Source organism: Arthrobacter sp. UYEF20 (genome assembly GCF_040546335.1).
Taxonomy (GTDB): Bacteria; Actinomycetota; Actinomycetes; order Actinomycetales; family Micrococcaceae; genus Arthrobacter.
In genome coordinates, this window is sequence record NZ_JBEPNP010000026.1 from 20,552 (window position 1) to 41,238 (window position 20,687).

Genomic DNA, 20,687 nt, shown 5'->3' on the forward strand with positions numbered 1-20,687 from the left:
TGCTGTTCATCTTGCCCGGAGACAATGCTCCCGTGACTGAGCAGCAACCGCACCGCAGCGATCTTCCGCCGTCCGCCGCAGGCGCCGCCGGCCCGGCCAGCCCGGTGTCCGTTCGTCAGGTTCATCGTGCACAGCTGCCGGGATCGCTGGCCGCGCCACCGGAGCGGACGCTGGTCGAGACCCTGCAGGAGACCGCCGCGCGTTTCCCGGACGCCTCGGCGCTCGACGACGGCCACGAATCGCTGAGCTACGCCCAGCTTCTGGCGGCAGTCCGGGCCAAGGCGCGGGAGCTGCACCGGGCCGGCCTCGGCGCGGGAGACAAGATTGGCGTCCGGATTCCGTCCGGCACCAACCAGCTCTACATCGCCATCCTGGCCGTGCTCATGGTCGGGGCGGCCTACGTTCCGGTGGACGCGGACGACCCCCACGAGCGAGCCAAGCTGGTGTTCGGTGAGGCGGCGGTGGCCGGAATATTGCGCGCCGGTGCAGAGATTGTGGTGGACCCCCGGCGGCCCCGGCCCTTTCCCGCCCCGAGGCTTCCCGGCCCGGACGACGACGCCTGGGTGATCTTCACCTCCGGCTCCACCGGGACGCCCAAAGGCGTCGCCGTGCAGCACCGCTCCGCGGCGGCCTTCGTCGACGCCGAGGCCCGGATCTTCCTGCAGGACGATCCGATCGGCCCGCAGGACCGGGTCCTGGCCGGCCTGTCGGTCGCCTTCGACGCCTCCTGCGAGGAAATGTGGCTGGCCTGGCGCCACGGCGCGTGCCTCGTCCCGGCTCCCCGCGCCCTGGTCCGGACCGGGATGGACCTTGGCCCGTGGCTGATCAGCCACGGCATCACGGTGGTCTCCACGGTGCCCACCCTGGCCGCCCTCTGGCCGGCGGAATCCCTGGAGAGCGTCCGGCTGCTGATTTTCGGCGGCGAAGCGTGCCCGCCGGAACTCGCGGACCGGCTCGCCGTCGAGGGCCGCGAGGTCTGGAACACCTACGGCCCCACCGAGGCCACCGTCGTGGCCTGCGCCGCACCGCTCGGCGGCCCGGGGCCGATCAGGATCGGGCTGCCGCTCGACGGCTGGGACCTCGCCGTCGTCGGCGCCAACAGCCTCCCCGTCGCCGAAGGCGAGGTGGGCGAGCTGATCATCGGCGGCGTCGGGCTGGCCCGCTACCTGGACCCGGCGAAGGACGCCGAAAAATACGCCCCGATGCCCTCCCTCGGCTGGGAGCGGGCCTACCGCTCGGGGGATCTGGTCCGCTACGAAGCCGCCGGGCTGATCTTCCAGGGCCGTGCCGACGAGCAGGTCAAGCTCGGCGGACGCCGGATCGAACTCGGCGAAATCGACGCTGCGCTGCAGGCCCTTCCCGGTGTTGCCGGCGCGGCCGCCACGGTGCAGACCACGGCCGCGGGCAACCAGATCCTTGTCGGCTATCTCGCGGCGGCCGCGGGCAAGCAGCTTGATCTGGCGGCCGCCCGGGAGCTGCTGGGCGCGAGCCTGCCGGCGCCGCTGATCCCCCTGCTCACGGTCGTTGACGCGCTTCCCACCAAGACCAGCGGCAAGGTGAACCGGCATGCGCTGCCCTGGCCGCTTGCCGGCGCCGGTGCCGCCGATGCGGCGAAGGCGCCATTGAACCTTCCCGAGGACGCCCAATGGATCGTGGCGCAGTGGACCGCGGTGCTGGGCAGCGCCGTCACCGACCTCGACGCCGATTTCTTCGCCTACGGCGGCGGTTCCCTCGCGGCCGCGCAGCTCGTCTCGGCCTTGCGCGTGCGCTACCCCACGATCACGGTGGCCGACATCTACGCGACCCCGCGGCTCGGCGCGCTCGCGGATGCCGCCCGCCAGTCGCTCCCCGAAGGCGGCGCCGGGCCCACCCCGGAACGCACCGTCCGCCCCACCGCCCGCAAGTCGCAGATCTTCCAGACCCTGATGGGTGTCCCGCTGCACGTCCTGGTGGGCATGCGCTGGCTGAGCTACCTGATGGCGGCGAACAACCTGCTCTCCGCCCTTGCCGGTTTCAGCGCCGCCCCCACGGTGTCCTGGTGGTGGGTGGGCGCCTCCTGGCTCGTCTTCGTCAGCCCCCCGGGCCGGATGCTGATCTCCGTGGCCGCCGCCCGCCTGCTGCTGCGAAGGGTAACGCCGGGAACGTATCCCCGCTCCGGCCGCGTGCATCTGCGCCTCTGGCTCGCCGAGCAGATCCAGGACCTCGCCGGCGCGATCAGCCTGGCGAGTGCCCCGTGGGTTCCCTACTACGCCAGGGCGCTCGGGGCGAAGATCGGCAGCAACGTCCAGCTCCACTCGCTCCCGCCCGTCACCGGCCTGCTCTCCCTCGGCAGCGGCTGCAACGTCGAGCCTGAAGTTGACCTCTCGGGCTGGTGGATCGACGGCGACCGGGTCCACATCGGCGCCATCCACATCGGCGCCGGCGCAACAATCGGCGCACGGAGCACCCTGATGCCCGGCGCCATGATCGGCGCCGGGGCCCAGGTGGAGCCGGGCTCGGCCGTGCTGGGCAAGGTCAAGGCCGGCCAGCTCGTGGCGGGATCCCCCGCGGAGCGGCGCGGCAAAGCGAAGCACTCCTGGCCGGACACTCCCCCGGAGCATCCCCTGACCGGCCGGCTCTGGTTTGCCGGCTTCGCTGCCGCGTCAGCGGTGCTGGCCCTGATCCCCCTGCTGTCCGCGGCCGCCGCCGCCCTCGTGGTGTTCCTCTTCATCCGCGGCAGCGCATCCCTCTCCGCCGCGCTGCCCCAGCTCCTGCTGTCCCTGCCGCTGGCCGCGCTGGTCTGGTTCCTGGCCAACCTCCTGCTGATCCTCCTCACCACGAGGCTCCTCGGCGTGGGGCTGGCCGAAGGCTATTACCGGGTGCGCAGCCGGATCGGCTGGCAGGTCTGGGCCACCGAACGCGTGCTGGACCTGGCCCGCGACGTGCTGTTCCCGATCTATGCCAGTCTTTTCACCCCGGTCTGGCTGCGCCTGCTCGGCGCCAAAATCGGCCGGAACGTCGAGGCCTCCACGGTCCTGCTGATCCCCAAGATGACCACCGTGGGCGAAGGCGCCTTCCTCGCCGACGACACCCTGGTGGCGTCCTACGAGCTCGACGGCGGCTGGCTGAGGATTGCCCCGGCGAAGATCGGCAAGCGTTCCTTCCTGGGGAATTCCGGCATGACGGGCGCGGGCCGCAACGTGCCCAAGAACTCCCTCGTCGCGGTGCTTTCGGCGACGCCGGCGAAGGCCAAATCCGGGACCTCGTGGCTGGGCAGCCCGCCGGTCAGGCTGCGGCGCACCGCGATCGCCTCCGACGACACGAGGACGTACCAGCCGCCGCTGAGGCTCAAGCTCGCCCGGACACTGTGGGAGCTGGGCCGCTTCGTGCCGGTGGTGGCGACCGTGGCGATCGCCGCTGGGGTCCTCCTCGCCCTTGACTGGCTGGCCGCGACGTTCAACTACGGGGTCGCCGCGGCACTGGGCGGCGTCGTGGTCCTGCTGGCCGGCGCCGTGGCCGCGGGCAGCGCCGTCGTGGCCAAATGGGTCCTGGTGGGGCGGATCCGCCCGGGCGAGCATCCCCTGTGGAGCTCGTTCATCTGGCGCAACGAGGTGGTGGACACCTTCATCGAGGTGGTCAGTGCCCCCTGGTTTGCCCGCGCGGCCACCGGGACGCCGGCGCTTCTTTGGTGGCTCCGCGCCCTCGGCGCGAAGATCGGCGCCGGCACCTGGTGCGAAAGCTACTGGCTCCCCGAGGCGGACCTCGTGACCCTGGGCCGGAACTCCACCGTCAACCGCGGCTGCGTGGTCCAGACGCACCTCTTCCACGACCGCGTCATGAGCATCGACACTGTTACGCTCGAAGACGGAGCCACCATGGGACCGCACGGGGTCATCCTCCCCCAGGCCCGGATCGGCAACGGCGGCACAGTGGGCCCGGCATCGCTCGTCATGAGGGGTGAAACGGTGCCGGCCGCGACATACTGGATGGGCAATCCCGTCAGCCCCTGGGGCGGACCGGGCCAGCCGGCCCCCAAGCCCAGGTAGCCACGCTCCGCACGGCCAGTCCCCCGCCCCCGCCATCCCGAAGGCCCGCTCCGATGACCCACAGCCGCATGAATCCCTGCGTATGAGTTCCACCCCCATGAGTCCCACTGCAGCTGCCGGCACCGGGCGTGCCCTGCCCTCGGGGGGAGCGGCCGGCGCACCGGATCCCTACCTGCCCGGCCACGGCACCAACGCGTACCGCGTCACGCGCTATGAACTCCAACTGGACTACAGGCTCAGCAGCAACCGCCTGACCGGTCGGGCGGTCCTGCATGCGGTCGCGCAGTATCCGACGTCGGCGATCGTGCTGGATCTGACCGGGCTGCGGGCCACCAAGGTGCAGTTAAGCGGCCGGAAGGTGCGCAAGTTCAGCCAGCGTGCCGATCAGCTCGTCGTCGTCCCGGATGCTGCCCTGCTGGCAGGCGAGCAATTCACCCTGGACATCCGGTACGAAGGCAACCCGGTTCCGCGCCGCGGCCTCTGGGGCGATGTGGGCTGGGAGGAACTCACCGACGGGGCGCTCGTGGCCGGCCAGCCCAACGGCGCGGCCTCCTGGTTCCCCTGCAACGATCACCCGCGGGACAAGGCCAGCTACCGGATGACCGTGACCACGGACGCCAACTACCGGGCCGTGTGCAACGGGGTGCTGCTCACGCACAGCAGCCGGTCCAGCCGCGAAACCTGGGTCTACGAGCAATCCGAGCCCATGTCCACCTACCTCGCGACCGTCCAGATCGGCCGCTATGAGCTCGTGGCCCTCACTCCGTCCCGCGCGACCGGACAGGTGCCGCAGTTCGTGGCGGTGCCGCCGGAACTGGCGGGCGCTGCCCGCGAGGGCCTGGCGCGACAGCCGGAGATGATGCGCACGTTTACGAACTGCTTCGGACCCTATCCGTTCCCGGAGTACACGGTGGTAGTGACGGAGGACGAGCTGGAGATCCCGCTCGAGGCACAGACCCTGTCCATCCTGGGCCGCAACCACCTGGGACCGGAGTGGGAGTCCCAGCGGATGATGGCCCATGAGCTCGCGCACCAGTGGTTCGGGAATTCGTTGACGGCTGCGTCCTGGAAGGACATCTGGCTGCATGAGGGATTCGCCTGCTATGCGGAATGGATCTGGTCCGAGGAAGCCGGCGTCCTGCCGCTCGAGGACCGCGCCGCGGCCGCCTGGCGGAGGCTCGACGCCGGCAGCCAGGATCTGCTGGTGGGTGATCCGGGGCCCGAGCTGATGTTTGATGACCGTGTCTACAAGCGCGGCGCCCTCGCGCTGCACGCGTTGCGGCTGCGCTGCGGCGACCTGGCCTTCTTCGCGCTGCTGCACGACTGGGCGGGCCGCTTCCGCCACGGCTCCGTGTCAACAGCCCAGTTCATCCTCGCCGCGAACCGGGCGACCGGCCTGGACACCGAGGCCCTGCTGCACCCCTGGCTGTACGAGGAAGCACTCCCGCCGCTGCCGGCCGGCGGTTCGTAGGCATTTTCGTTAGTTCGCCGGGGGTTCAGGTCCAGGCAGCGGGGTGGTCGGGCTCAAGCGCCCCGCGCACCCCTGCCGTGACGTTCCTCCCCGGTTGCTTAGGCGCCCCGCGCAAACCGCCCGCGGGAATCCGGGGTCCGCCACGGCCGGCAGGCGGTTCGGCGGCAAGCAACCGGGAAGGAGCGCCCCGCTTACTGCCCGCGTCCACGTGCCCGGCTTCCGGTCCCACTAGCCAGCGACGGCAAGCGCGGCGACAAAGCCTGCGGGAAGGCCCAGGGCAACCCTGTCCAGTTCAACGAGGACAACGCCCTCGGTGGGCTCCGCGAAGGCGTCGACCGAGGCCGGATTGACCCGCAGTCCGGTGCCGTGGGCCTTCAGTAGGGCTTCCTTGCGCGCCCACGCGGCTGTCCGCCACAGGGTAGCCTGATCCGGCGGCACGGCGGCGAGCAGCTGCCGTTCTGCAGGGGTGAGGGCGACGTCGTCGAACCCGGGGAACCCGACGCCGGAGCTGTGCTCCAGGTCGATTCCGACCGTTGCCTCAGGTTCCCGGGCGCCGCCGGCAGCCAGCAGGGCCCAGCCGCGGCTGCGGGAGAGGCTCAGGATAAGGCCGGCGGGGGCACCGTGAAGCCGGTAGCCGGGCCGGCCGTGGTCAAGCTCCGGTCCCGTTCCGCAGTCCGGGCACGAATAGGCGGCCGTCAGTTCCCCGGGGCGCACGCCGAGGATCCCGGCGGTGAAACCACGCAGCGCGATCCGGCCGGCCAGGAAGTCTCGCCGGTTTGCCGGATCCTTGATGCCCGCGGCGCGCACGCGTTCCGCGGGATCAAGGAAGGTCCCGCCGTCCGGTCCGACGTCGGCAAGACGAACGGACCGGACGGTGATTCCGGAAACGGCGAGTGTTCCCCCGAGGTCTACCGCTGGACCGCTCCGAAGCGCACGTGGGCAACCGCCACGGCGCTTTCGCGGGCGGCGGACGCTTCGTCAGCCGTCAGCGTGCGGTCCTCGGCACGGAACCGCAGGCTGAACGCCAGCGACTTCCTGCCTTCTTCGATGCCCTTGCCCGCGTACACGTCGAACAGGGCGACGTCTTCGAGGAGTTCGCCGGCACCCTCGCGCAGGGCGGCGAGCACCTCTTCAGCGGGAACCTCCTGCGGCACCACCAGGGCGACATCCTGGGTTGCCACCGGGTAGGTGGAGATGTGCCGGGCGACGATCACGTCCGCGGCGGCCTCGAAGAGGGCGTCCGCGTTGAACTCGACGGCTACCGAGCGCGCCGGCATGTCATGCGCGGCCAGCAGCTTCGGGTGCAGTTCGCCGGCGTAGCCCAGGACCTCGCCGGTGCGGAGCGCCAGCTGCGCGGCCCGTCCCGGGTGGAAGGCCTGGTGCTGGCCCTGGCTGATGACGATCTCGACGCCCAGCACGTCGCCGGCGAGCCGGGCGATGTCCAGTGCGTCCGCCCAGTCCCAGGCCCGGGGCGTGTGGCCCGCGGCAGCCGGTGAGTCATGTCCGGTCAGCACGGCGGCGAGATACAGCGGCTGGTTCGGGACGCCGTCGTACAGGGCATCCAGCACCTCATCGCTGGGCTTGGCGCCCAGCGGCGGGATCGTGGCGGTGCCGAGCGTGTCACCGGGCAGGAACACGAGTCCCGCCTCGAACAGTGCCAGGTCGCGGAATCCGCGGGAATGGTTGCGCTTGGCCACCTCGATCAGGCCCGGCAGGATCGAGGTCCGCAGGTAGCCCTGCTCCTCGCTGATGGGGTTGGCGAGCTTGAGCGCCTTGCGCGCCCCGCCGGCCGTGGCCACCCCGAAGGTGTCGTTGGCGGCCTTGGAGACGAACGGGTACGCGAGGACCTCGGTGAGGCCGGCCGCGGCCAGGGACTGGACCAGGCGCCGGCGCTGCTGCTGGACGCGGGTCAGGCCGCGGCCCGGCGGCGCCACCGGAAGGCTCGCGGGGATCTTGTCGTAACCGACCAGGCGCGCGATCTCCTCGGAGAGGTCTTCCTTCGTTTCCAGGTCGTTGCGCCAGCTCGGGGCCGTGACCGTCCAGCCGTCGTCGGATTTCACCACGACGGCGCCCAGGTCCTCGAGCGAGGTGACAATCTGCTCGTCGCCGAAGTTAATGCCGATCCGGGCGGCGGCAAAGCCGGCCGGAAGGGCGATGGTCACGGCGTCCGGCGCGGTGCCGACGTCGGTCCCGGCCTCGTCGGCCTTGCCCCCGGCAAGTTCCACCAGGAGGTCGACAACGCGCTGGGCTGCAACGTTGGCGACGTGCCAGTCGACGCCGCGTTCGAAGCGCTTGGACGCCTCGGACGGGAGCTTGTGCCGGCGGCGGGAGCGTCCGATGGACACCTCGTCGAAGTGCGCCGCTTCAACCAGGACGTTCGACGTCGAATCGCTGACCTCGGTGGCGGCACCGCCCATGACGCCGGCGATGCCGATCGCACCGGAGCCGTCGGTGATCAGGAGATCCTCGACGTCGAGCTTCCGCTCCTTGCCGTCCAGGGTGGTGATCTTCTCCCCCGCCACGGCGCGGCGGACCACGATGTCGCCGGACAGCGTGTCCAGGTCGTAGCAGTGCGTGGGCTGGCCGAGTTCCAGCATGACGTAGTTGGAGATGTCCACGGGCAGGGAGATGGAGCGGATGCCGGCAAGACGCAGCCGGGACGTCATCCACGGGGGCGTCGGCCGGGTGGCGTCGACGCCGCGGACGGTCCTGGCCACGAAGCGGTCGCAGCCGGGCTTGCCGTAGATGGGCGCGTCGTCGTTGAGCTTGACGCCGTGTCCGCCGGACAGTTCAGCCGGTGCCGTGACCTTGGACGCGGGGTCGGTGAAGGACGTGCCGGTGGCGTGCGCGTATTCGCGGGCGACGCCGCGGATCGAGAACGCATAGCCGCGGTCCGGGGTGACGTTGATCTCGGCGGCCTCGTCATGAAGGCCTAGGAGTTCCATGGCGTCGGTGCCGATTTCGGGATCGAGTCCGATCCTTGCGAGCACCAGGATGCCGTCGTGGTCCTCGCCGATGCCGAGTTCGCGCACGGAGGCGATCATGCCGGCGGACAGGTGCCCGTAGGTCTTCCGAGCCGAGATGTGGAAGTCTCCCGGCAGCACGGCGCCGGGAAGGGTGACCACCACCTTGTCGCCTTCAACGAAGTTGTGGGCTCCGCAGATGATGCCCTGCACGCCGGAGGGATCGATGCCGTCTCCGGTGAGGCTCTGCTGCTGGCCTTCGGGGACCACCCGCACCTGGCACCAGTTGATGGTCTTGCCGTTGGTCTGGGGTTCCTTGACGATGCTCAGCACCTGGCCCACCACGACGGGGCCCTTGAGGGTGTCCGCGGGGCGGTGGACCGCCTCTTCTTCAAAGCCGACCTTGACGAGCTCCGCCATGACGTCTTCGGCCGTTGCTCCGGCCGGTACCTGCGCGAATTCACGCAGCCAGGAAAGTGGGATACGCACGGTTAGATCTCCATCCCGAAGTGCTCGCTGAAACGTACATCGCCTTCGATCATGTCGCGCATGTCGCCGACCTCGTTGCGGAACATAAGCGCCCGCTCAATGCCCATGCCGAAGGCAAAACCTGAATAGATGTCCGGATCGATGCCGGCGGCCCGGAGCACGTTGGGGTTGACCATGCCGCAGCCGCCCCACTCGATCCAGCGCGGGCCGCCCTTGGCCCCCGGATGCCAGATGTCCAGCTCCGCGGAGGGTTCAGTGAACGGGAAGTAGTTGGGGCGCAGCCGGATCTGCGCCTCGTCGCCGAACATCTGCCGGGTGAAGTGCTCCAGGGTGCCCAGCAGGTCCGCCATGCTGAGCTTCTTGTCGATGGCCAGGCCCTCGAACTGGTGGAAGACCGGGGTGTGCGTCGCGTCCAGCTCGTCGGTGCGGAACACCTTGCCCGGGCACAGCACGTAGATGGGCAGCTCGCGTTCCAGCATCGAACGGACCTGCACCGGGGAGGTGTGGGTGCGCATCAGCAGGTGGGCCTCGGGCGGCTCCACGAAGAACGTGTCCTGCATTTCGCGGGCGGGGTGGTCCGGCTTGAAGTTCAGCGCATCGAAGTTGAACCACTCGGACTCGACCTCGGGGCCCTCGGCGATTTCCCAGCCCATGCCGACGAAAATGTCCGCCACCCGTTCCTGCAGGGTGGACAGCGGGTGGCGCGCACCGGCACGACGGCGGCGCGGGGCCACCGTGACGTCGACCGTCTCCTCGACCAGGATCCGCGCGTCGTTCTCGGCTTCGAGCTCGGCATTGCGGTCCGCGAGCGCCTTGTTGACGCGTCCGCGGGAAGCGCCCATGAGCTTGCCGGCCGCAGCCTTCTGGTCCTTCGGCAGTCCGCCGATCTCACGGTTGGCGAGGCTCAGCGCGGACTTTTCGCCGGTGTGCGCGAGACGCACTGCCTTCAGTTCATCGAGCGTGGAGGCGGCGGCTATGGCGGCAACGGCCTGGTCTACGGCGGCGGTGATGGCGGCTTCATCCAGGGGATTCGGGACGGCGCCCGGCAAAGTTTCAGTCATCTACTGTTCTTAGCTACGAGTCGGTTCATGCCAACGGCACGGAGCCATGAACAGTGTCATGTCACCGGGCATTGACAACGGGCTGTGACAACGGGCTTTGACAATGGGCATTGACAAAGGCTGTGACGAAGGGCAGGGCACGCCGAAATCGCTCCAGCGGGCACTCGCCTCCAGTCTAGTTGACGGCACCGACGTGCCCGAACGTGACGGTGCCGCTCTTTTCCTGAACTGCAGGGATCCCTGAACTGCACAGATCCCTGACCGGTAGGGATCCCCCCGGGCTAGCATGGCCTCATGACGTCCGGACAACGGCTGCGCCAGATCGCGAACGTGCTGAATGCTTCGACCCCGCTGGGGTTGCTCCTCGCCGCCTGCGCCCGCGCCTCCGTCCGCCGCGGACCCCGCGGCCTGCTGATCGCCACCGGCTACCGCTGGCGGCTGCCCTTCGCCGGCGCGTTCACGGTCGGCAATGTGGTGCTGTTCCGCGCCGGACCGGACGAGGCCCTCGGCAATCAGGTTCTGCTGGGCCACGAGGAGCGTCACAGCACCCAGTACGCCTGGTGCCTCGGTGTGCCCTTCCTGCCGCTGTATTTTCTCGCGGCGGGCTGGTCCCGCTGGCGGACCGGCAACCCCGCCTCCCGCAATGTCTTCGAACGGCACGCCGGGCTCCGGGCCGGCGGCTATCCGGAGCCCGGGTCCGCGGAGATACGCCCTTCACAGTCCACCGGCATCCCGGGCTCCCCGGCCCCCGAGCGGAACGAGGCATGACATGACGGACAGCCCCAGGACCATTTCAGTGACCGGCTCCGGCAGTGCGGAGGCCGAGCCGGATCTGCTGACCCTCTCGATCGGCGTCGAATGCCGCCGGGAAAACGTCGGCGCTGCCTACGGCGACGCCGGAGGTGCCTCGGCCGCTATCACGGCCGTGCTCCGCGAACACGGCATCCAGGACAGGGACATCACCACCTCGGGGCTCAATGTCCGCGCCGAGCTCAACTGGCAGGAGGGCCGTGGGCAGACGGTGTCCGGCTACCTGGCCTCCAGCATGCTGAGTGTCCGGATCCGCGAGCTGGCAGCGTCCTCGGAGATCATCGCCGCGGCCGTCGCCGCCGGCGGCGACGACGTCCGGCTCAACGGGCTGGAGTTCGGCTTCGCGGATCCCGCCGCCGTCGCCGCGCGCGCCCGGGAAGCCGCATGGGCCGACGCCCTCGTCACGGCCGGGCACTTCGCGTCCCTCGCCGGCGCCGAACTGGGCAAGGTTGTCTCGCTTGCCCAGCTGTCCGGTTTCCCGGCGCCCATCCCGGTGGCCAGGATGCAGCGCGCCGTAGCGGTGGAATCGCTCACCGTGGAAGCCGGCGAGTCCAGCGTCAGCGCGACGGTGGGTGTGGTCTGGGAATTGCTCGACTGATTTCCAGCTGGTCATCCGCCGCTCGTCAGCGCACCGGTGGCGGGTTGCGTGGTGACGCCCGCCGGCGGGAGGCTTGACTTAAACTCGAACATACATTCGAATGTAGGCATGAGATGGGACGCACAAGCACTCAGCCCGGCCGTCAACAAACCTGCCGTCAACAAAGCGCCTGGCAACGGAGCGCACGGTGGAAGCAGCGGATCCCCGGCCGCCCCAGTCACCGATGCGCTGCTCCCGCTGCTAGGGCTGGTGCGTTCCGTTTCAACCCCCGAGTTTGCCGGGGTCACTTTCCATGAGGTCACCGCCAAATCGGTGCTCAACAAGGTGGTCGCGGGTTCCCGGATGCCGTTCGAGTGGACCATCAACCCGTACCGTGGCTGCAGCCACGCCTGCGTCTACTGTTTCGCCCGCAAGAGCCACACGTACCTGGACTTCGACGCCGGTCTGGACTTTGACAGCCAGGTGGTGGTCAAGATCAACGCCGCGGAGGTCCTGCGCAAGGAGCTGGCGAAGCCCTCGTGGGGACGGCAGCATGTTGCCCTGGGCACCAACACCGATCCCTACCAGCGGGCCGAGGGCCGCTACCAGCTGATGCCGGGCATCATCGGCGCCCTCGCCGATTCCGGCACTCCCTTGTCCATCCTGACCAAGGGCACCCTCCTCGCCCGGGACATCCCGCTCCTGAAGCACGCCGCGGCCCAGGTCCCCGTGGGGGTGGGCATCTCGCTCGCGATGACCGATGAGCGGCTCTCGGAAGCCGTGGAGCCTGGCACCCCTGGTCCCCGGGCACGGCTCAAGCTGGTCTCGCGGCTGCGGGAGGCCGGGCTGCCCTGCGGGGTCATGGCCATGCCCATCCTGCCGTGGCTCTCGGACAGCGACGAGGCCCTGGATTCCCTGTTCGGTTCCCTCTCGGCGGCCGGTGCCACCGGCGTCACGGCCGGCGCCCTGTACCTCAAGCCCGGAACGCGTGAATGGTTCATGCAGTGGCTTGCGAGGGAGCATCCGCAGCTGGCCGGCAAATACCGGCGCCTATACGGCAGCGGCTCATATGCCTCGAAGGAGTACCGCGCCTGGCTGGCCGGACGCATCCGGTACTTCAAGGCCCGGCATGGCTTTTCCGGCTCGCAGGGCTTCAGCCACCGGGAGCTCAACGGTGATACCGATGACTTGGATCCCCGGGAGGAAGAGGCCCAGTATCCGGCCGGCAGCATCCCCGGGACGGCCGGCCACTCCGGCCGGCATGGAAGCCCGGCAAAGCAAGCCGCGCAGCCCACGTTGTTCTGAAGGCAACTTCCGGCACCCAGGTTTCCGGGCCCGCCCCGATGCCGACTTCCACTGGCGGCCCCGGGTCACGTACGTTCGTATTGCAAGCGCATGACGTGGCGGATGGCATGGCCTGGAGCACACCTCGGCCTCCGTCGATGGTCAGCCGCGCAGTTACACCCTGCGGGCCACACAGGTGTATCGCCGCGAAGGCGGCGAATGGAAGGTAGCCCATCGGCATGCCGACACTGTGACCGAATGACGCGTCCCACCTGGTCGCCGAAGGGGCGCTGCGGATAAGGTCGGTCGGGTTTCCTTGACGGTGTCGAAGCCCCCACTTACTCAGAACGTGGGGGCTCCGGGCTCGGCGAGCGGGTGCTCGCGCCGGATCTGTGCGACCGTCGGATCGTTCTCGTCGGCGCCGTAGTCCGAGCTGCGGGTGATGTCCTTCCCCTCGGGGAGCTTCATTGCATGGAAGATCAGAGACAGGCCTGCGGCAACGATAAGGTTTATCGCAAACGCGACGACAGCGATGTAGACCTGTATGTCGGTGCCGGGGATGGCCGCGATGGAGCCGCCAAAGTTGGCTTTGGTGGCGGGGTTGACCACGTTATAGGCCGCGACAGTGCCATAGATGATTCCGGTTGCCCAGCCCCCGAAAAGCGCCCACCGGTGGAACCAGCGGGTGTATAGCCCTGCCACGATCGCCGGGAAGGTCTGCAGGATCCAGATACCGCCGAGGAGCTGCATGTTAATTGCTGCCGACTGGTCCATGGCAATAACGAAAACCAGTGCACCGAATTTCACCACAAGCGATGCGATCTTGGAGACGTTTGCTTCCTGCCGCGGATTGGCGTCAGGCTTGATCAGATCGCGGTAAATGTTGCGGGTGAACAGGTTCGCCGCGGCTATTGACATGATGGCGGCAGGGACCAGAGCACCGATGGCGATGGCGGCCAGGGCGATACCGGCAAACCAGTCCGGGAAGTGATCGAGGAACAGCTGCGGCACTACCAGCTGCGGGTTGACGGCGCCGTTCAAGTCGATGGGCTTGGTACCGGCGTATATGGCCGCGTAGCCCAGCAGCGCCAGGAACCCCAGCATCAACGAGTACAGCGGCAGCACCGCGGCATTCTTACGGATCGTATTCCTGCTCTTGCTCGCCAGGACGCCCGTGATCGAGTGCGGGTACATAAACAGCGCCAAGGCCGAGCCCAGAGCAAGCGTCCAGTAAGCGGAGTAACTGCCCGCGCCCGGAATGAAGACTCCAGCGGGTTTACCGGTAGCCGGGTTGACCGCACCCAGTTTCGTCTCGGCGGCGTCGAAGATGGCGCCCCAGCCCCCGAACTTGATCGGCAGGTAGATTACCGCAACGATCACCGCCAGATAGATCAGCAGATCCTTCACGACGGCGATCAGGGCCGGAGCCCGCAGACCCGACGTGTACGTATAGGCGGCCAGGACCACGAACGCGATGATCAGCGGCAGGTCCGTCAGCAGCACGTTCTCCGCACTTCCCAGGCCCAGCACCGTGAGCACGGCCTTTATGCCGACCAGCTGCAGCGCGATGTAAGGCATGGTCGCGACGATGCCGGTGACGGCGACGGCAAGGGAAAGCGCCCTGCTGCCATAGCGGCCGCCAACGAAATCGGCCGGCGTGACGAACCCATGCCGGTGCGAGACGGACCACAACCGGCTCATCAGGAGGAACACGATGGGGTACAGAACGATCGTGTACGGCACCGCGAAGAAACCGCTCACTGCTCCAGTGGCCCACATTGCAGCCGGAACGGCCACGAAAGTGTAGGCCGTATATAAGTCGCCGCCGAGCAGGAACCAGGTCACCCAGGTTCCAAAACCGCGGCCCCCGAGGCCCCACTCGTCCAGGCTGTGCAGCCCTGTCGCCTCTTCCCGGCGCCACCGCGCAGCAACGAACCCCAAGGCCGCCACCAAGACGAAGAGAATGATCACAATAGTGAGTGCAACGCCGCTAATGGGCCGGTCCGGAACCGCCAGCGGCACACTGGCCCCGCTCATCGCTCCTCCTCGGCGCTGGTCATGCCCCGCACGGATTCGCGCCGGCGGCGATCCTCCTTGCTTACCAGCCAGTAGGAGATCCCCACCAGGCCAACGGTGACCGGAATCCACATCATTTGATACCAGTAGAAGAACGGTATGCCGGCCAAGCGCGGCTCATCGACCGAATACGCGGGCACAAACAACGGAACCACAATGGCGACGGTCAACAGGATTCCGGTGATGATGTATGGACCGGATCTGGCCGGCCCGCGCGTTGGCACGTCAGGACTGGACATCGACGCCTCCTGATCGAGACGGCCCCGGAGCGGGAAGGCTTCCCGGGACGTGCCGGCGGCCTGTGGACCGTGTATCGCAGCGGTCTTTACAATAAGAATACACACTGGATTTATTGTCCAACAGGGCAATGCGCCCCGCGTTTGACGGCGGTTTTACGGGATTCTGATTTAGGCGGGGACGTAGAGGATGTTCTGGCCGTGGGCGAGGAAGAGGAGATCAGCAGCGCCCCGTCCCCCATGGTTCAGGTCATTTTCGTGTCAGAGGGCCTTCACCGCGCCCAGGACCTTGGTCAGCGAGTCCTTCGCATCGCCGAACAGGAGCGTGGTCTTCGGGTCGTACAGGAGTTCGTTCTCGATCCCCGCGAATCCCGGGCGCATGGAGCGCTTCAGGAAGACCACCTGGCCAGCCAGGGCCACCTCCAGGATCGGCATCCCGTAGATCGGAGCCCCGGGCGTGGACTTGGCCGCCGGGTTGACCACGTCATTGGCTCCCACCACCAGTGCGACATCCGTGTTCGGGAAATCGGGGTTGACTTCCTCAAGCTCCCTGAGCGCCTCGTAGGGCACGTTCGCTTCCGCCAGGAGCACGTTCATGTGGCCCGGCATGCGTCCGGCGACCGGGTGGATGGCGAAGACCACCTCGATGCCGCGGGCCTGCAGTGCGGTGGCGAGCTCGGCGATGGTGTGCTGGCCCTGGGCCACGGCAAGCCCGTAGCCGGGGACGATCACCACGCGCTGGGCGTAGCCGAGCTGGACGGCCACGTCCTCCGCCGAGGAGGAGCGCACCGGGCGGTCGCTCTGCACGGTGGAGCCCGCCGTCGATCCTCCCCGGAACGCCCCGAACATGATGCCCGCCACGCCCCGGCCCATGGCGGAGGCCATCACCTTGGTCAGGATGGTGCCGCTGGCCCCCACAAGCGTGCCGGCGACGACCAGCAGCACGTTGCCGAGCACGATCCCGGACGCCGCCACTGCGAGGCCGGTGAAGGCGTTGAGCAGTGAGATGACGATCGGCACGTCTGCGCCGCCAACGGGCAGCACCAGCAGCAGCCCGGCTGCCAGTCCCAGCACCAGCAGCGCAAGGGCCCAGCCGGTTGAACCGCTGATGATGACCACGACGCCGGACGCGATGGCGCCCGCCAGCGCAAGGGCCATTACCGCGGGCATGCCGGGGAAGAGCAGCGGGCGGGTGCTGATCAGTTCCTGCAGCTTGCCGACCGTCACCGCGGAGCCGGCGAAGGACACGGCGCCGACCAGCATGGTGAAGACCACTGCCAGGCGCACCCAGGGGTCCGCGCTGTGGGCGAGTTCCAGCACTGCCACCAGTGCGGCGGCCCCGCCTCCGACCCCGTTGAACAACGCGACGAGCTGCGGCATCTGGGTCATCTGCACGCGCCGGGCCACCGGGACGGCGACGGCGGAGCCGACGGCGATCGCGGCCAGGATCAGCGGGATATTCTCCAGTCTCGCGGAAAGGAAGACCGTGACCACGGCGACGAGCGCGCCCCCGGCGCCGATGGCGTTTCCGCGGCGGGCGGTCCGGGGCGAGCTGAGGCCCTTCAGCGCCAGGATGAAGCAGACGGCCGCCGCCAGGTAGAACAGGGCGGTCCATGCGGGGGCGAGGAGGCTCATGTGCCGTCCTCCCCTGCGCGGCCTTCAGCACGTGGCCTGGCTGGCTTCCGGCCGCCGAACATCTCCAGCATCCGGTCGGTGACAACGAATCCGCCCACCAGGTTGGCGGTTGCCAGAATCACGGCGAGCAGCGCAATCGTGAGCAGCCACGGATCGCTGGCCTGCCCCGCCACGAGGATCGCGCCGACAAGGATGATGCCGTGGATGGCGTTGGCCCCGGACATCAACGGCGTATGCAGTTTGCTGGTCACCTTGGAGACGACTTCGAAGCCGACGAAGACAGAAAGCACCACTACTGTCAGCAGCGTGATCGGATCCATCATTGCAGCGTCTCCATTACGTCCGGGTCTCCATCACTTCAGGCTTCATCACTGCAGCGCCTCCATCACTTCAGCGCCTCCATGGCCTCGGAGGTCCCCGCGTGCCGGACCGAGCCGCCGTGGGTCAGGCAGGCTCCGGCAACCACCTCGTCGTCGAAGTCCGGACTGACCTGGCCGTCCGTAGTCATCAGGGCGAGCAGATTGGCGACGTTCTTGGCGAACAGCCGGGAGGCATCGGACGGCATCGCGGAGGCTGCGTCCTGCAGCCCCACCAGGGTCACGGACCCGCCGTCGACGGGTACCTCGATGTCCCGGCCGGCAATGACACCTTCGACGTTTCCGCCGGATTCGGCGGCAAGGTCGACGACGACGGATCCGGCCCGCATGCCGGCCACCATGTCCAGGGTCACCAGCAGGGGTGCCGCACGGCCGGGGATGGCTGCCGTGGTGATGAGGACATCCGCCGCCGCGACGTGGGGTGCGAGCAGGGCACGCTGGCGCTCGGCCCGGTCCTCGCCGAGCTCGCGTGCATAGCCCCCGCTGCCTTCCGTGCCGGCGTCCGCATTTCGACTGTCCAGGTCCAGGTGGATGAAGGTGCCGCCCATCGAGGCGACCTCGTCCGCCGAAGCCGCCCGGATGTCATTGGCGGAGACCCGGGCGCCGAGGCGTTTGGCGGTGCCGATGGCCTGGAGTCCGGCGACCCCGGCCCCGAGGACCAGCACCCGGGCGGGCGGAATGGTGCCGGCGGCGGTCATGTACAGCGGGAAGAAACGGGGGTAGCGCAGGGCGGCCTCCAGCACCGCCCGGTAGCCCGAGACGAGGGACTGCGAACTGAGCGCATCCATCGACTGTGCCCGGGAGATCCGCGGCACGAGTTCCAGCGCGAAGGACGTGACCCCGGCGTCGGCAAGGGCCCGGACCGTGGACAGTTCGGAGGCGGGCGAGCCCAGGCCTACGGTGATGGTGCCCGGCCGCAGCCTCGCAGCGATCTCCGGTGTGAGCGGCCGGACGTGCAGGAGCACATCCAGTGATTCGGGTGGCAGCTCCGGAACGACGGTGGCCCCTGCCTGGGCGAACGCGGCGTCCGGGAAACCGGCCTCGTTCCCCGCCCCGCACTCCACCGCGACGTCCAGGCCGAGAGCGGTCAGCTGCTGCACCGTCTCAGGTGTGGCCGCGACGCGGCGTTCCCCCGCTCGCTGCTCCCGTTTGACACCGACCCGCACGGACGTCTCCTCTCGATTCGCTTCAGAGTAGTCACATGCTTCACGCTTTGGCGAGAGGCAGGGGGCAGGCCGGGTGATCTGGCCTATGGGGACTTAGCCCTGGAACACCGACGCGGGCCAGCACTGTGCCCGAGTGGAGTAGTGCCTTCTGCTTCAGGCCACCAGCGGGTCGTTGAGCCGGATGCGTTTTAGGATTTTGACCTTTGCGTGATGCCGGAGTTCGCGCCGGTGGCGGGTCTGGCCATGGAGGGTGCCGGGGAGCGGGGGCGCCGTGGATCGGTAGGTGTGGCCGGTGGGGGTGGTGAGTTCGAGGGTGTGCCGGGGGCCGGGCCTCGGCCTGGCTGCCCAGCCGGGGATTTCCTTCGTGTGGTTGCAGGCTTCGCAGAGAGCGGATCCGTTGATGTGGCTGGTGGCGCCGCCGTCGTGCCAGGGAACGATGTGGTCCAGGTGCCGGATCGGGGCGTCGCAGTACGGGGTGCGACAGGTGTCATCGCGGGCCGTCAGGAAGCGGCGCAGCCCGGCCGGGAAGAACCGGGCCCGGGAGTCCATGGCCAGCAGGTCCCCGGTCCCAGGGGCGGTGTGAAGCCGCCGCAGCCACATGGCGAACGCCGGCTGGGCGCCGCCACCGGCTGTGCCGCCGGTGAGGACACCGCCCTCCAGTGCCCCGCCGTGTGCCCCGCTGCTGCCGGGCTCGCCCCCGGCCTCACCGTGATCCGTTGCGCCGCCGCCGGCCGGGGAAGAGGCACAGGCGCGGACCGGGCCGGGGGTGAGGAGGGTCCGGGCCCAGGCGGCGGGGACGATGCCGTAGCCGGGGAGCCGGGCCGGTTCGCTTTCGCCCTGGAACAGGGTCCGGTCGGTCATGACGAGCTGGATCTCGACCCCGGTGATCCCGCCGGGGGTCCCGGTGACCCGCTCGACCAGTGCATCGGCCATGAGCTGCCCGCGGGAGCGGGGGTCCCCGCCGGAGCGGAGGGTCCCGGCGTGCCCGTTCAGGGCCGTGTAGACCGCGACGCCCTCCCTGGCCGGGAGCAGCGCGGTCAGGTACGTCATCGTGTCCGGTGCCGGGCGGAGGCTGACGTGCCGGTCGGTGGCGGCGTGGGCGGCCCGGTCCGCGACCGGGCGCGGGTCCATCCGGTACGCCGCGGCGCGCGCCGCGGCGGTGACGGCCCGGTCCCCGGCGCCGGCGAACGTGCCGGTATCCGCGGCTAGCTCCCCGTCGACCGCGGACCGGTCCGCGGCGGACAGGCAGGCCGTCTCGCGGACCAGGAGCGTGGCGCGCCATTCGTTCAGGTCCCCGGTGGCCAGCGCCGCCAGGGTGCGGGGCATCTCCGCCACGAGGGCCCTGGCCAGGCCCAGCAGCCGGCCCCCGCGAGACGGGGACTCCCGCCTGGCCAGGGCGATCTGCGCCCCGACGCCTTTTCCCAGCTCCGCCGCGGGCACCCCGGCGGCGGCCTGGGCGCGGCGCTCCAGGCTATAGAAGGCCACGGCGATCCGGGCTTGCGCCGCGGCCGCGGCGGACTTCAAATCCTCCAGCTCCCGCAACTGCGAGATCAGCCCGGCACCGTCCCCGCATGGCCGGACGCCGGCCAGGGAACCGATCAGGTTTTTGACCGCCATGCCTTCCGTTACTGCCGGAGCCGCTTCCGGCTCCTGATTGCCGTTCATGAGCCAAGTCAATCAGGCACCTACGACAGTGAGAGACCAATGTCACGGTGGCGGAGAAAGGGAGTCACGGGAAACGACGGACGGCCCGCCGGACCTGCCCGACGCGATTTGTCAGGGGTCCGGCGGGCTGACCGGCCGCGGCTCCGCACGGCGTCGGAACCGCTTCGGCCGGGGCAGACCTGGCCGTAGTTCCGCAGCCTACCCGGGGCGTCGGCCGCCTTCGGAGGGGCTGATCCCCGCGGCCCTAGCCAGGCTAAGGGGCCGGAGGCAGGGCCGGAACCGGGCGGATCATGTCGCCGGCGTTCCCGTGGAGACCGGAACCGCACCCGGGACTGCACCCGATCCGAAGTGAAAAGCCTGAAGCGCGCCAAGGAGTGCCTCGACGATTGGCAGGTCCGCCGGGATCCATGGCAGGCCCAGTACTTCTTCGCGGTTCCCGAGGTCCATCCAGCGGAGCTCATCGTGGTCCTGCAGAGGCCGGGGCTCGCCGTCGAGCAGCTCCGCAAACCAGACCCGCATGGCGGCGCGCTCGTTCAGCGGCCAACCGGAGGCGGACGCGGCCTGGAGCTCGGCGCCCAGCCGGACGTTGACGCCCAGCTCTTCGAGCAGTTCGCGGTGCAGGGCCTGTTCGGCCGTTTCCCCGGACTCCACCTTGCCGCCGGGAAACTCCCACATGCCGGCAAACTGCGGGGGCGCGGTCCTCCGCGCCACGAGCAGCCGGCCCGGGTCTGCCAGCGAATCCAGTACCGCGCCGCCAACGACGTCAATGAGTCCAGTCACGTCACCAAGTCTAGGGCGGCAGCCGCGTAGGGAAGAATGGAGGCAGCCGTCCTCCTGTTTCCGCGGAATACC

Annotated in this window: 16 protein-coding genes; 6 read left to right on the forward strand and 10 right to left on the reverse strand. The window is 69.2% G+C overall.

Annotated elements, in window-relative coordinates; genetic code table 11:
- The first annotated feature begins 104 nt into the window (after window positions 1–104).
- Complete coding sequence (locus tag ABIB26_RS20640) at window positions 105–4,025, forward strand: Pls/PosA family non-ribosomal peptide synthetase (protein WP_354247589.1); 3,921 nt, start codon at window positions 105–107, stop codon at window positions 4,023–4,025.
- Window positions 4,026–4,122: 97 nt separating this feature from the next.
- Window positions 4,123–5,496 (forward strand): M1 family metallopeptidase, encoded by a 1,374-nt coding sequence (locus tag ABIB26_RS20645; protein ID WP_354247535.1) that lies wholly within the window; start codon window positions 4,123–4,125, stop codon window positions 5,494–5,496.
- Window positions 5,497–5,724: 228 nt separating this feature from the next.
- Here ABIB26_RS20645 and ABIB26_RS20650 read toward each other — a convergent pair whose 3' ends face one another.
- The 3 genes from ABIB26_RS20650 to pheS all read right to left on the reverse strand — a co-directional run bounded on the left by ABIB26_RS20650 (window position 5,725) and on the right by pheS (window position 10,009).
- Entirely contained in the window at window positions 5,725–6,303 is a 579-nt protein-coding gene (locus ABIB26_RS20650) for a 4'-phosphopantetheinyl transferase family protein (protein WP_354247537.1), read from the reverse strand.
- 101 nt (window positions 6,304–6,404) lie between these two features.
- Window positions 6,405–8,948, reverse strand: a complete 2,544-nt coding sequence (pheT, locus tag ABIB26_RS20655; RefSeq protein ID WP_354247538.1) for a phenylalanine--tRNA ligase subunit beta — start codon at window positions 8,946–8,948, stop codon at window positions 6,405–6,407.
- 2 nt (window positions 8,949–8,950) lie between these two features.
- Entirely contained in the window at window positions 8,951–10,009 is a 1,059-nt protein-coding gene (gene pheS, locus ABIB26_RS20660; protein ID WP_354247541.1) for a phenylalanine--tRNA ligase subunit alpha, read from the reverse strand.
- 294 nt (window positions 10,010–10,303) lie between these two features.
- On the opposite strand from pheS, the gene ABIB26_RS20665 reads away from it, so the two are divergent.
- The 4 genes from ABIB26_RS20665 (at window position 10,304) to ABIB26_RS20680 (ending at window position 12,942) form a co-directional block, all read left to right on the forward strand.
- Window positions 10,304–10,777: a hypothetical protein gene (locus ABIB26_RS20665; RefSeq protein WP_354247543.1), complete on the forward strand. Its 474-nt coding sequence runs from the start codon at window positions 10,304–10,306 to the stop codon at window positions 10,775–10,777.
- A gap of 1 nt (window position 10,778) precedes the next feature.
- Complete coding sequence (locus ABIB26_RS20670; protein WP_354247546.1) at window positions 10,779–11,417, forward strand: SIMPL domain-containing protein; 639 nt, start codon at window positions 10,779–10,781, stop codon at window positions 11,415–11,417.
- 108 nt (window positions 11,418–11,525) lie between these two features.
- Complete coding sequence (locus ABIB26_RS20675; RefSeq protein WP_354247549.1) at window positions 11,526–12,701, forward strand: Rv2578c family radical SAM protein; 1,176 nt, start codon at window positions 11,526–11,528, stop codon at window positions 12,699–12,701.
- Window positions 12,702–12,813: 112 nt separating this feature from the next.
- On the forward strand, window positions 12,814–12,942 hold the full coding sequence (locus ABIB26_RS20680) for a nuclear transport factor 2 family protein (RefSeq protein ID WP_354247592.1): 129 nt from the start codon (window positions 12,814–12,816) through the stop codon (window positions 12,940–12,942).
- Between the two features lie 80 nt (window positions 12,943–13,022).
- Here the strand turns inward: ABIB26_RS20680 and mctP are convergent, their stop codons facing one another.
- The 7 genes from mctP to ABIB26_RS20715 all read right to left on the reverse strand — a co-directional run bounded on the left by mctP (window position 13,023) and on the right by ABIB26_RS20715 (window position 20,615).
- On the reverse strand, window positions 13,023–14,717 hold the full coding sequence (gene mctP / locus ABIB26_RS20685) for a monocarboxylate uptake permease MctP (protein ID WP_354247552.1): 1,695 nt from the start codon (window positions 14,715–14,717) through the stop codon (window positions 13,023–13,025).
- Window positions 14,714–14,995 carry a DUF3311 domain-containing protein gene (locus tag ABIB26_RS20690; RefSeq protein WP_354247555.1) on the reverse strand — a complete coding sequence of 94 codons (282 nt, stop codon included), beginning with the start codon at window positions 14,993–14,995 and terminating at the stop codon, window positions 14,714–14,716. Before ABIB26_RS20690 ends, mctP begins: the two co-directional genes overlap by 4 nt.
- 258 nt (window positions 14,996–15,253) lie before the next feature.
- Window positions 15,254–16,627: an NAD(P)(+) transhydrogenase (Re/Si-specific) subunit beta gene (locus ABIB26_RS20695; RefSeq protein WP_354247557.1), complete on the reverse strand. Its 1,374-nt coding sequence runs from the start codon at window positions 16,625–16,627 to the stop codon at window positions 15,254–15,256.
- On the reverse strand, window positions 16,624–16,947 hold the full coding sequence (locus ABIB26_RS20700) for an NAD(P) transhydrogenase subunit alpha part 2 (protein WP_354247594.1): 324 nt from the start codon (window positions 16,945–16,947) through the stop codon (window positions 16,624–16,626). The genes ABIB26_RS20695 and ABIB26_RS20700 overlap by 4 nt, the downstream gene beginning before the upstream one ends.
- A 65-nt stretch (window positions 16,948–17,012) precedes the next feature.
- Window positions 17,013–18,170: a Re/Si-specific NAD(P)(+) transhydrogenase subunit alpha gene (locus ABIB26_RS20705; protein WP_354247560.1), complete on the reverse strand. Its 1,158-nt coding sequence runs from the start codon at window positions 18,168–18,170 to the stop codon at window positions 17,013–17,015.
- Between the two features lie 153 nt (window positions 18,171–18,323).
- On the reverse strand, window positions 18,324–19,835 hold the full coding sequence (locus ABIB26_RS20710; RefSeq protein ID WP_354247563.1) for an HNH endonuclease: 1,512 nt from the start codon (window positions 19,833–19,835) through the stop codon (window positions 18,324–18,326).
- A gap of 288 nt (window positions 19,836–20,123) precedes the next feature.
- Window positions 20,124–20,615: a (deoxy)nucleoside triphosphate pyrophosphohydrolase gene (locus ABIB26_RS20715; RefSeq protein ID WP_354247566.1), complete on the reverse strand. Its 492-nt coding sequence runs from the start codon at window positions 20,613–20,615 to the stop codon at window positions 20,124–20,126.
- Between the last annotated feature and the right edge of the window lie 72 nt (window positions 20,616–20,687).